The 12,384-nt window shown below is 42.0% G+C and carries 12 protein-coding genes; 4 read left to right on the top strand and 8 right to left on the bottom strand.

Going from position 1 to position 12,384, the window contains the following annotated elements; genetic code table 11:
• Positions 1–268: 268 nt before the first annotated feature.
• Entirely contained in the window at positions 269–1,321 is a 1,053-nt protein-coding gene (gene lpxD / locus V7K62_RS31375; RefSeq protein WP_334871117.1) for a UDP-3-O-(3-hydroxymyristoyl)glucosamine N-acyltransferase, read from the top strand.
• Between the two features lie 228 nt (positions 1,322–1,549).
• Here the strand turns inward: lpxD and V7K62_RS31380 are convergent, their stop codons facing one another.
• The 6 genes from V7K62_RS31380 to V7K62_RS31405 form a co-directional block, all read right to left on the bottom strand.
• Positions 1,550–2,560, bottom strand: coding sequence for a catalase family protein (locus tag V7K62_RS31380; protein WP_334871119.1), 1,011 nt, complete (start codon positions 2,558–2,560; stop codon positions 1,550–1,552).
• Positions 2,561–2,598: 38 nt separating this feature from the next.
• Positions 2,599–3,174, bottom strand: coding sequence for a 5-formyltetrahydrofolate cyclo-ligase (locus V7K62_RS31385; RefSeq protein ID WP_334871121.1), 576 nt, complete (start codon positions 3,172–3,174; stop codon positions 2,599–2,601).
• Positions 3,175–3,251: 77 nt separating this feature from the next.
• The gene (locus V7K62_RS31390) at positions 3,252–4,196 is read right to left on the bottom strand and encodes a GDP-L-fucose synthase family protein (RefSeq protein WP_334871123.1); all 945 of its coding nucleotides are present in this window, start codon (positions 4,194–4,196) and stop codon (positions 3,252–3,254) included.
• A gap of 23 nt (positions 4,197–4,219) precedes the next feature.
• Complete coding sequence (gmd, locus tag V7K62_RS31395) at positions 4,220–5,299, bottom strand: GDP-mannose 4,6-dehydratase (RefSeq protein WP_334871125.1); 1,080 nt, start codon at positions 5,297–5,299, stop codon at positions 4,220–4,222.
• 504 nt (positions 5,300–5,803) lie between these two features.
• Positions 5,804–6,559 (bottom strand): sugar transferase, encoded by a 756-nt coding sequence (locus V7K62_RS31400; protein ID WP_334871157.1) that lies wholly within the window; start codon positions 6,557–6,559, stop codon positions 5,804–5,806.
• A 111-nt stretch (positions 6,560–6,670) separates the two neighbouring features.
• Positions 6,671–7,813, bottom strand: coding sequence for a glycosyltransferase (locus V7K62_RS31405; protein ID WP_334871127.1), 1,143 nt, complete (start codon positions 7,811–7,813; stop codon positions 6,671–6,673).
• 246 nt (positions 7,814–8,059) lie between these two features.
• On the opposite strand from V7K62_RS31405, the gene V7K62_RS31410 reads away from it, so the two are divergent.
• On the top strand, positions 8,060–8,998 hold the full coding sequence (locus V7K62_RS31410; RefSeq protein ID WP_334871129.1) for an NAD-dependent epimerase/dehydratase family protein: 939 nt from the start codon (positions 8,060–8,062) through the stop codon (positions 8,996–8,998).
• Between the two features lie 264 nt (positions 8,999–9,262).
• On the opposite strand, the gene V7K62_RS31415 is transcribed toward V7K62_RS31410, so the two are convergent.
• A complete protein-coding gene (locus tag V7K62_RS31415) occupies positions 9,263–9,988 on the bottom strand; it encodes a Uma2 family endonuclease (protein WP_334871130.1) in 726 nt (241 codons plus the stop codon).
• An 81-nt stretch (positions 9,989–10,069) separates the two neighbouring features.
• Between V7K62_RS31415 and V7K62_RS31420 the strand changes: the two genes are divergently transcribed.
• A complete protein-coding gene (locus V7K62_RS31420) occupies positions 10,070–10,675 on the top strand; it encodes an SMI1/KNR4 family protein (RefSeq protein WP_334871131.1) in 606 nt (201 codons plus the stop codon).
• A 114-nt stretch (positions 10,676–10,789) separates the two neighbouring features.
• Positions 10,790–11,665: an SMP-30/gluconolactonase/LRE family protein gene (locus tag V7K62_RS31425; RefSeq protein ID WP_334871133.1), complete on the top strand. Its 876-nt coding sequence runs from the start codon at positions 10,790–10,792 to the stop codon at positions 11,663–11,665.
• Positions 11,666–11,909: 244 nt separating this feature from the next.
• Here V7K62_RS31425 and V7K62_RS31430 read toward each other — a convergent pair whose 3' ends face one another.
• On the bottom strand, positions 11,910–12,158 hold the full coding sequence (locus V7K62_RS31430) for a hypothetical protein (protein ID WP_334871135.1): 249 nt from the start codon (positions 12,156–12,158) through the stop codon (positions 11,910–11,912).
• Positions 12,159–12,384 lie beyond the last annotated feature (226 nt).

Below are 12,384 nucleotides of genomic sequence, written 5' to 3' on the forward strand. Positions count from 1 at the left end.
ATTACGAGCATTATGCCCTCCTCTGTCGTCATCTTCAGCAACCCAACAGATATCCTGGCAAAGATGAGAAATGTTGAAGACAAAATTTTAGGTAATTCAGTAGCCGAGCAAGCGCTCTCTTAATTCTTGTATATTATTAATCATTTCAAAACGTCGAATTTTCTGGATGATGAATAATCTCTATCTTAATTACTAATTATCTCGCTAGTACAAAGTGGCAAAAATAAAGCTACCATCCTTTGTAGATCAATTTTGAACACACCCAACAATGAAATTCAGCGAAATCCTCCGCCAATTTGGTGACACCGCCACCAATCATAGCCTGACTAGCCACCCAGACCATGACCCAGAAATTACCGGGGTAGCAGCCATTGATGAAGCTAGCAACGGTACTATCAGCTACGTAGAAGGTGCAAAATTTGCGTCTTTTATCGGCAATACTAATGCTAGTGCTTTAATTTTGCCCCAAGACGAAGAATTACAGGTGCTTGCACAGGAAAGGGGTATTGTCTGGATAGCGACCTCAGATCCGCGACTGTTGTTTGCCAAAGCGATCGCACTTTTTTACCAACCATATCGCCCCATCCCAGAAATTCATCCTACCGCTGTGATTCACTCCACCGCAAAAGTTGGTAGTGATGTTTATATTGGCCCCCATGCTGTGATTCAACAAGGGGTGGAAATTGGCAACAGTGCAATCATTCATCCGAATGTGGTGATTTATCCAGATGCCAAAATCGGCGATCGCACCACCTTACACGCCAACTGTACCATTCACGAACGCACCCGCATCGGTGCAGATTGCGTCATTCACAGTGGTGCTGTCATTGGTGCAGAAGGCTTTGGTTTTGTTCCTACCCGGACTGGTTGGTTCAAAATGGAACAATCTGGCTATACAGTCTTAGAAGATGGCGTGGAAGTTGGCTGCAATACCGCCATTGACCGTCCAGCCGTCGGAGAAACACGGGTAGGTCGCAATACAGTAATTGATAACTTAGTGCAAATAGCTCATGGTTGCCAAATTGGTGCCGGCTGTGCGATCGCCGGTCAGGCTGGGATGGCAGGCGCTGTAAAACTTGGGAATCGGGTAATCCTAGCTGGGCAAGTAGGAATTGCCAATCAAGCGAAAATTGGTGATGGGGCGATCGCTTCGGCTCGAACTGGCATTTTACACGATGTTGCAGCAGGAGAAATTGTCTCTGGAACTCCAGCCATTCCTCATAAACTATATCTCAAGGTATGTGCTGTTTATGGTCGCCTACCAGATATGTATCAATCGCTAAAACAATTGCAACGTAAATTAAAAAATAGCAATGATTAAGCTGAAAGTTATCTAAATTGCATAACCAAATTCACAATAACTCTTGTGGGGCGTGAATTTTGCACGTCCCATTCTGTTTTCTTGAAAAACCAGATTCCTGACTTATTTAAAAAGTCAGAAATCTTAGTCTTTCAATTTTCACTAATCAGATATAATTGGTATAAAGTCAGATTTTGTACACACAGCTTTCAAAAGTTTATCTTGCTGTTTTAAGCAAATTCACAGTAGCTAATCTTCAACCGCTACATAAGGCTGTGGTTCACGCAAGCGTTGGGCAATTTGTTCTCGTCGATACTTTGCAAGTTCGCTGTAAAGCCTCTTGCGAGAGAGATTTACACTTCCAACAGGCTCATGCTCTAACAGTGTATGCCAAGGGGAAAACAGCGAACCCTCATCTAAGCGTTTGCGTTCTTCCAAGTCAAATGTCTGACTAGGAATGCGAACAGTTGCAACTTTAATAAACGGTGAATCTGCTTCTTGCCATTCCTGAACGTGGTCTTCAATCGGCGTTTTTTCATCGTCTACATAAAACTGAATTAGGAAATCAAAAGACGCTTCTCGACCTTCTTCAGTCAAATATTTTACCAGCGTTTCTCGGAGGTAATTTTCTGATTCTGGAAGTATTTCCGGTGGTTGTTCAGGCTGTTGAGATTTGACAGATAATTTTACAATACGACTACCAAATTTAAACGGAGCCATGCTCCAATATTGAATCAAAAGTGGATTTCCTACCTTGTGGCTGACAATTTTTTGCAAGATAACAAAGGCGTAACCAAGTTCTTCCAGCCGTTCTGGGGTAAGTCCTCCACTACCTGCTTTGGAGATATCAGCATAATCACGAACGTCTTTGGTAAAGAAAGTAGGATAATTGTTGAGTATAAAATCTTGAGTTTTTTCTTCATCATCCAGCACTTTTTGCCCGTCCACATTCATCACCTTGATGGCGATACCACGAACATCAGGCTGGCTATCGGAGTGGAATTTACCACGTTTTTCAGGCGAACCACCACTAGAGAAGCGAATCCACGCAGGATAGGTTTGGGGCGTTTTGAATAAACCTACTCTCAGGTCTTCAGGAAGATTGGGTTCAATAATGAACTCTCCCCAAAGAAGTCCATGACTTTTGCTATGAATTTGGCGGAGGTCTGGGCCTGTTTTTTGTTGAGCTTGGAGACTACTCGCTATAATCTCGTCGATTATTGCTTCCTGCTCAGTGGTAGATGAGGTTGGATTAGTCATAAAACATTTTATGAGATGTCTTCATTATCCTGAATCCTTCAACCTTTCCGAGTCAATCCGGTTTCTGTAGAAACAGCTTGTAGTGGTTTATCCCAAGGTTCAATAGGTATTTGGGACAAATAGGCAAAATCAAAGACAATTCCGATAGTCGGCTTTGTCTGCCACTGCGGTAAACTGAGCAAGCGATCGTAATATCCACCGCCATAACCGAGGCGATATCCTTGATAGTCGCAAGCTACACTGGGGACAAGAATCAAATCTACTTCAGCAGCATCTAAGATTGGAGCGTCGGGGTAGGGTTCAGTAATGCCATAAGCGCCGCTTTGGACAGAATCGTTAGGTGTCCAAATATGCCAACATAAGGATTTATCAATGCAGCGAGGAAATCCCCAACGGTATTTGGTGTTGGCAAATAGTGGACTAAGGTCAGGTTCTTGACGAAAGCTGAAATAAGCGAGTATTGTTTTTGCTTGGGTGAACAAAGTAGAGTTTTGTAAATGAGAGCATAAGCGATCGCTTTTTTCTCTCCATTCTCCAACGGACATTGATTGACGTGTTTTGAGTAGAGTGCGGCGCAGTTGTGCTTTATTTAGTTGATGATTAACTTTGTCCATAAAAATTTATTTATATCGTCAAAAAAATAAGCTGGGTATCGCCCAGCTTGTATCACTTTATATTCACCAGTACATTGTTATGCAGCGTGTTGACGATACCACTCAATGGTATTCCTTAGCCCTTCCTCAAAGCTCACCTGAGCTGTGAAATTAAAGGCTTTCTGGGCGCGTTCAGTATCTAAACAACGGCGGGGTTGACCATTAGGCTTGTCAGTTTGCCACACGATTTCACCCTTAAACTCCATCAATTCGCAGATTAGAGTTACTAAATCAAGGATGGAGATTTCATAACCAGTTCCCAAGTTAACTGGTTCCGATTCGTTATATAATTGAGTTGCCATAACAATCCCCCGCGCGGCATCTTCTGAATACAAAAACTCACGGGTGGGACTGCCATCACCCCAAACTGGAAGTTGCTTTTCTGCTTTAATTTTGGCTTCGTGAACTTTGCGAACTAATGCTGGAATCACGTGGGAACTTTCAGGGTCAAAGTTATCTTCCGGGCCATATAAATTTACTGGCAGTAGATAAATCCCATTAAAACCGTACTGCTGGCGGTAAGATTGCAATTGGACTAAAAGCGCTTTTTTTGCAATTCCGTAAGGGGCGTTGGTTTCTTCTGGGTAGCCATTCCAAAGATCATCTTCTTTGAATGGCACTGGAGTGAATTTAGGATAGGCGCAGATTGTACCAACACAAACAAATTTTTCTACTCCAGCTTGATAGGCAGCATGAATTAGCTGGGTTCCCATGATCAAATTATCGTAGAACAACTCTGCGGGTTTTTCACGGTTTAAACCGATACCACCGACATGAGCTGCTAGGTGAATAATTATGTCTTGTTGGTCAACTGCACGTTGGCTATTTTCCCAGACACGCAAATCGGAATCGTGCGATCGCGGTATGGTAATCTTCTCACGATCAGCCCCTGCAATACAGAGTTGATCTATCACCTGACGACCTAGAAACCCCGACCCACCAGTGACAAGAATGCGTTTATTTTTTAGTTCTAAGGCGGTCATATTTTTATCCTCTGTGATCCGAATCAGAAGTGGAAAGCGCCCAGTTTTTGACGAATAGTCGCAATATCATCTGGAAATTGTGAACCGTTTCCATTGGGTGAAGTGTGACCCAATGCTTGTAAGTCTGCTTCTACCATTAAGGAAACTAATTCTTCAAAGGTTATTGATGGTGCCCAGTCCAAATTCTGCCGTGCTTTGGTAGAATCGCCAATCAATAACTCTACCTCCGATGGACGCAGGTAACGCTCATCAAACTCTACATAATTTTCCCAATTGAGATTCACATAACTAAATGCCAGTTCCAAAAACTCCCGCACCGAGTGGGTTTCACCAGTAGCAATTACGTAATCGTCTGGCTGGTCTTTCTGCAACATCGCCCACATTGCTTTAACATAATCCTTCGCATAGCCCCAATCTCGTTTGGCGTCTAAATTACCCATGTAAATTTTTTTCTGCTTACCAGCAACGATACCAGCCACTGCTCTAGTAATTTTGCGGGTTACAAATGTTTCACCACGGCGGGGTGACTCGTGGTTAAAAAGTATACCGTTACAAGCAAACAAACCATAAGACTCACGATAATTTATAGTTTGCCAGTGGGCGTAAACTTTCGCACAAGCATAAGGGCTGCGGGGATAAAAGGGCGTTGTCTCAGTTTGAGGTACTGCTTGTACTAAACCGTACATTTCTGAAGAACCCGCCTGGTAAAATCGCACCTGAATTCCGGTACGATGTTGGTAGTCTCGAATTGCTTCCAAGAGACGCAGCGTTCCCATTCCTACAGTATCCACCGTGTATTCTGGTGAATCAAAGCTGACTCTAACATGGGATTGAGCGCCGAGGTTGTAAATCTCTACTGGCTTAACTTCTTCTAAAATGCGCCGCAACGTCGTACCATCAGTCAAGTCACCGTAGTGAAGAAATAACCGCACTCCCTCTTTGTGGGGGTCTTCGTAAATGTGATCGATGCGGTCTGTGTTGAAGGTAGAAGTCCGGCGAATAATCCCATGAACCTCATAACCTTGTTCCAACAAAAACTCACTTAGATATGAACCATCTTGTCCAGTAATACCAGTAATCAACGCTCGCTTCTGTTGCGTCATGCTCAAGTATCCCTTATTGTCTTTGATTAAAAAGTTACAGCTAATCTGATACAACCTAGCAACTAATTGCTGAATTGCCTAATGGGAAACCTACGAGTTATTATTGTTAGAAGACTTTTTTCGTAAATAAATATACTTAATAAAAAGTAATTTAACACGTAAGCCCAACCTGAGATAGCTCAAGATTGTTTAATTATGTATATTTTCTTTTTTACCAGATAGATCGAGAGTATTTTTATGTGCGTTGTTTTTTTGTCAAAGCTTCATATCTCTCTGGTTTTGTGAAGACTTAATAAAATCGGTATTTGAAATTAGATTTCTGGCAAAAATCCCGCATCAAGGCAAAATGAACTACAGATATACACTCAGAGAAGTTTGAGTTAAGTAGAAAGGCACAAATTATAAATAACTATATAAATAAAGATAAATAATTGTTTAGTCTTAGGGAAAGAATTGGTACTTAGGGGCATTAACTGCCCCACAGAATCCACCCTAAGTAGTTACTCAGTATGCCCCGTTATTTTTGGGCAGAATTACCACATCAACAGTTTTCAAGATGATCCATAAATCAAGCCATAAATTCCTAAATTTGACATAATGCAGGTCTATTTGGACTCGCCGAGGGTAAGGAATGTCATTACGCCCAGACACCTGCCACAAACCAGTAATTCCTGGACGGATTGTTAAAATCTCATCAATGTGATAACCGTATTTTGGCAGTTCTTCTGCTACCAGAGGTCGAGGGCCGACTACACTCATATCCCCTTTTAAAACGTTCCAGAACTGGGGAAATTCGTCTAAGCTAGTAATTCGCAAAAATCGGCCAATTTTGGTAATCCGGGGGTCTTGTTTCAGCTTAAAACTGCTCTCAAATTCTTGTCGCAACTCGGGCGATGTTTCCATCATTTGCATGAGGATTTCGTCCGCATTGCTTACCATTGTTCGGAATTTAATACAATTAAACGCTTTGTAATTTTTCCCTACCCGTTCCTGGACATAAAAAATTGGCCCTTCTGAGCTAAAGGCAATCAGCAAGGTCAAAATTAAGTAGACGGGGAAGAACAAAATTAATACCGACAGCGAAAACACTATATCGAACAGTCGTTTGGCAAACTCTCCGTTTAAACCCTGAAAAGATAAACCTTTGGGCTTAACTTTTGGCGTCTTTGTTTTTTGACCGCGTTTTAAGAAACGCGTAGACGCTCTAGTGTCTTGCCTTACGCCTCGCTTGCCGGAGAGGAGTGAGCTCTGGGCAGTCATCATACTCCTTAATAATCCACACCACACATAGTCCCAATATTAAAGCCAAAATGAGGTGCTTCTGGGGGAAATTGCCAAAAGCCTAAAAAAATAAGACATTAATTAAGACCATCATTGCAAAAATGGTCTTTTTTCGTTGCATAAGTTTACAAAATCTAAATAACGATCTGCAAAAATTTGCGGTGAGAACTGCGCGGCGTGCGATCGCATATACTCAGAACTGAACGAACCCTTATAAACTTCAAACTTTTCTACTGCCTCCACTAAAGCCGCCTCTGTTTGCGTCCTGAAAAATATACCTGTCCCTGTATCCCCACAAGAGCGGATATCTCGCACGGTTTCTAAAGCACCTCCTGCACCGTAGGCAATTACTGGCGTGCCGCAAGCCTGTGCTTCCACTAGGGCAATCCCAAAATCTTCACAAGCTGCATACACAAACGCCTTAGCCCTAGACATATATTTTTTTACCACATTATCGGGTTGCCATCCCAGTATTTGGATGTTGGAGTTTGCCATCTCGCGAATCTTGTTCATTTCATCTCCTGTACCAATGACTACTAATGGTCGTTTTAGTTGATTAAAAGCCTTGACAATCAAGGATATTTGCTTATAACTCACTAATCGGGAAACTGTCAGGTAAAAGTCCTCTTTCTCAGACAGAAATGGAAATTCCGCAATATTCACGGGTGGGTAAATGACTGTTGCTTCTCGCCGATAGCAACGCCAAATCCGCCGAGCTGTATGCTGCGAGTTGGCAATGAAGTAATCAACGCGATTGGCACTCAATACATCCCACTGGCGCAAACGATGTAATAAATATCGCGTCACCCACCCAGCAAAACCACTACCCACTTTGCTGTGGCGCAGATAATCAAAGGTTAAGTCCCAGGCATAGCGCATCGGGCTGTGACAGTAGCAAATATGCATCTGTTCGGGAGTGGTAAGGATTCCTTTGGCAACAGCATGGGATGAAGACAGAATTACGTCATAATGCCGCAAATCAAATTGTTCAATTGCCAAGGGCCACAAAGGCAAGTATTTTTGTATACCGTTGCGGGCATAGGGAAAGTCCTGGAGAAATGTCTTGCCAATCTGACGATTGTATAGATAACTTTCAGGATTGCTGGATTCAAAATCGATGAGAGCATACAAATCAGCATCAATGTGATTCAGAATTTCTCGGACAACGAGTTCTGAACCACCGGTGGCTTTGGGTGTCAACCACTCATGAACCAGAGCATATTTCAAGGGCACAGCTAACTTGAATAAATGGAAAATACAAAGGCTAACTTGATGACGTGATTAATTAAAGGGAAGCGCCCCAGATTACCACATAGGACGGAATCTTTTCCTCATAGGTTCCAGATGGATGCTGCAACCTGATAATCTCAGATTGGGGATTGGGTGGGGATTGGGGATTGGGTATGGGTTATTCTCTTTATCCTCCTAGTCCCCAGTCCCTACTCCCTTGATGAAAACTGATATAGAAAGGGTGAATTTATGCGAATTCTGATTATGGGTGGTACTCGGTTCATTGGTGTCTATTTGACTCAGCTATTAGTGGAACAAGGACACGAGGTGGTGCTGTTCAATCGTGGGAATCGGCCAGCACCTTCTTTACAGGGAGTAGGACAAATTATAGGCGATCGCACGGATGCTACTCAATTAAAAGCAAAGTTATCACAAGAAAATTTTGATGTCATTTTTGACAATAATGGACGGGAAATTACTGATACTCAACCACTAGCAGAGATTTTTCAAGACCGAGTGCAACATTTTGTGTATATGAGTTCTGCGGGAGTGTATCTCAAATCTGACCAATTACCCCACATAGAAGGCGATCTGGTAGATCCTAAAAGTCGCCATAAGGGTAAACATGAAACAGAAGCTTATCTGACTCAATTGGGATTGCCTTTTACTTCCATTCGTCCTACTTATATTTACGGGCCTCGTAATTATAATGAGTTGGAAGGCTGGTTTTTTGACAGAATTGTGCGCGATCGCCCCATTCCTATCCCCGGAAATGGCTTGCATATCACCCAGCTAGGTCATGTAAAAGACTTGGCACTAGCAATGACTCAGGTTTTGGGCAATAAACAAGCCATAGGAGAGATTTATAATATCTCTGGCGATCGCTTTGTCACTTTTGATGGTTTAGCCCGTGCTAGCGCTGTGGCGGCTGGTAAATCACCCGATGCTGTAAAAATCGTTCATTACGACCCGAAAAAGTTTGATTTTGGCAAGCGTAAAGCTTTTCCGATGCGGGTGCAGCATTTCTTTGCTTCGGTGAATAAAGCGCAAACAGAATTAAACTGGCATCCTGAATATGATTTGATTTCTGGTTTACAAGACTCTCTGCAAAATGACTATTTGGCTAATGCAAAAGATAAAGCTGATGTTGATTTCTCTGTAGATGACGAGATTTTACAAGCGTTGTGAGTAAAAATGTTTAAGGGTATTAAGGGTACATCGCTGTGCAGTAGCCAGGGCGAATAGAATTCGCCCGTTTCGCTTAGAGGTTGTTTGAAAAGTCCTCTTGTCGGTATCAAAATATTTTAGATCCCCCTAAATCCCCCTTATAAAGGGGGACTTTGACTCCGGTTCCCCCCTTTTTAAGGGGGGTTAGGGGGGATCAAAGTGCCTAAAATCACAGCCAAATACTTTTCAAACATCCTCTTAAGTTGACTGATGCTTTTTGCATCTTCATAACTCATCAGGGTTAACGCCTAACTCTCGCAGTTGTGCGGCTAATCTGTTAGCGCGTTGACTTTCTCGTTCGACGGGAGTGGGAAGCCAATTCCCAGATGCATCATACCAACGTAGCCACAATCGCTCAATTTGTTGGTAAGAACCTTGCCAAAGCCCTAAGCCCAGTTCCAAACCCGGCATCCAGACCCGTGGGGTACTCAAATCCAATTCGCTGTAACGGTCTGCAACTAATTGGAATGCTTGGAGTTTGTCAGTGTAGCGGTCAAACACAATGTAGTAAGGAACTCGCAAAATCCGCTCATAAACTTCCCATTTGGTTGGCGGTTGGTTAATCTCCCGCAGAGTTTGTCCTAAGTCTTCTTTTTCAGTGCCAGGAGAAAGCAATTCTACCACTACAAAAGGAGCAACCCCTTCTTGCCAGATAACATAACTGAGACGCAAGTTTTGCTGTTCGTAGAGACGCGAAACTCCCACAGCAGCAAACCAGTCCGGGCGTTTGTACCACAGTGTATGCCGGAGGTCATAGTAAAGGTTTAAGTCGGTGGCAACAAAAACCTCCTCTGCTGGATAGTTAGGTGGATAGAAGGTTTCGCGCAGAAGTTGGGGTTGAAAAAGGTGAAATTCGTCAGGCAAACCAGAGTCCTCCGGGTATTCACTGGGAAGATCGTACATTGTAGGTAGAGTTTCTTTTGGAGGGCGCGGCGGGTCTGTTTGGTACATAAGGGGAATCCTGACCGACTAACTTTAAGTTAACGGATCGGGGCAAAGGTTTGGCTAAAATCAAAAGACAAATTTTTGAAAATGAACGTTCGCGAAAATATTCAACAATATTTCAGAAATCTCCTAGAAATTATTGAAAAACAAAGACCTGGATACATTGCTGTTTTAAAAGAAGGTTTACTAGATGATGAAATTCAGAATAGCATTACAACTCATCCAATTCCTGAAGGTTTAATCGCCATATATTCATGTGTTAAAGGATATGATTTGGAACTTCCTAAAAATTTTGATTTTCCTACATATTTACTTCCTGGATACGATTTAATCGAAATTGATAAAGTAGATAGCGTTATAAATCTTTTGCATAGCGTACATAAAAATCCAGACTGTTGGGGATGGCAACCAGATATGATTCCTTTTTTATACGGTAGCGGAGGTGATTACTATTGCGTCAGAACTTTGTCAGACGATCAATCAGTTGTATGGACTCCTAAAGATGATGTCTTATATATAATTTGTCAAAGTATTAAAGATTTTATTTTAATAGTTACGGAATGCTATAAACAAAGTGCTTATTTTTTAGATGAAGATAGAGATTTGGAATGTAATTATGATTTAGAAGAAAAAATTATAGTAAGTTTCAACCCGAATTATTATCATCAAAATGGTTTAGAATCAAAAGAATGATAATAAAGTATAAAATCCAGAATTTATTAAGTTAAACCAATAATTAAATAGTAGAGACTAAGCAGAGACTAAGTAAAAATATATACTTATAATTAATCTTTAAATTAACTACTTATGGGACAATATCCACTCCACAATGTTCTAGAAGCTCGTGCCCGCTTGGGTGAAGGGCCAATGTGGGATTCTACCCGGAAACTACTGTACTGGGTCGATATTTTTAACTATCGAGTGCATCAGTTCAATCCTGCTACGCGGGAAAACAGGTTTTTTGATGTGGGAGATGTGGTAGGCGCGATCGCAACAGCAGGTAAAGATAGATTAATTATGGCACTGCGTCATCACCTGGCATTCCTCAACACCCAGACAGGTGAAGTTACTCCTATTTTGGAAATTGAAGGAAATCTGTCAGATAACCGTCTGAATGATGGCAAATGTGACTCTCAAGGACGTTTTTGGTTCGGCTCAATGTGTTCTTTAGAAAAACCCCAGGCTAGCCTCTATCGCTACGATCGTGACGGTTCATTGCATGTAATGGAAACGGGTTTGACTATCTCTAATGGTCTGGGGTGGAGTCCCGATGAAAAAACGTTTTATTTGAGTGATTCTCCTCAGCAGAAAATATATGCTTACGACTTTGATTCAGTAACGGCTAGCATGACTAATCGCCGGATTTTTATTGATTTAACTCATGAATCTTTCTATCCAGATGGTTTGACGATAGATAGTCAAGGAAATATTTGGTCAGCCATGTGGGATGGATGGTGTGTGATTCGTTTTAACCCTAAGGGTGAAGAAATATTGAGGATAAATTTACCTGTGCAATTACCAACCAGTTGTACTTTTGGCGGCGAAGATTTGCAAACACTCTACATTACCACTGCTTCAGTTGGACTCAGCCAAGGGGAGATAGAAAAAAGTTTCTACTCAGGTGATTTGTTTGCTCTCCAAACTGACGTTACTGGATTACCTAGCTATGATTTTGAGAAATAAAGTAGTAGCTGTGTCAAGGTGAGGCGCTAAGAGGATGTTTGAAAAGTGTTTTGGTGTGAATTTAGGCACTTTTAGATCCCCCCTAACCCCCCTTTTTAAGGGGGGAACCGGAATCAAAGTCCCCCTTTTTAAGGGGGATTTAGGGGGATCTAAAATGTTTTGATACCAACAAGAGGACTTTTCAAACGTCCTCTAAATTGCCTCTCATATTTGTTCAACTTGACTCTTTATTTGTTTGCGAATTCTAAAAATTCCGAGTTTTGAACTTTTGCTCTTGAAGTTCCGAGTTCAAAGGTGGAACTTCCGAGTTCAGAGGCTCAACTTCCGAGTTCAAAGGTGGAACTTCCGAGTTCAGAGGCTCAACTTCCGAGTTCAGAGGCTCAACTTCCGAGTTCAAAGGTGCAACTTCCGAGTTCAAAGGCTCAACTTCCGAGTTCAGAGGCTCAACTTCCGAGTTCAAAGGTGCAACTTCCGAGTTTAAAGAGACTTCCAAAGTTCCAGCACTGCCTCACCATTATTGAGAGCATCCGCGTAGGTATTTCCATGAGTGTGTGCATAGGAGCCAAACTCAGGTAGGCTGACAATGTACTTTTTATCTTCATCAGACCACTGAATTACAATACTCAGTAAACCAAAAAGTTTTTTCCCAAGAGCGATCGCTAATCAAGTTTACGTACTTCAAAGTACTATATACTACTAAGTATATAATTAATGCTTAT

This window comes from Nostoc sp. (genome assembly GCF_036917935.1).
Classification (GTDB): Bacteria; Cyanobacteriota; Cyanobacteriia; order Cyanobacteriales; family Nostocaceae; genus Nostoc.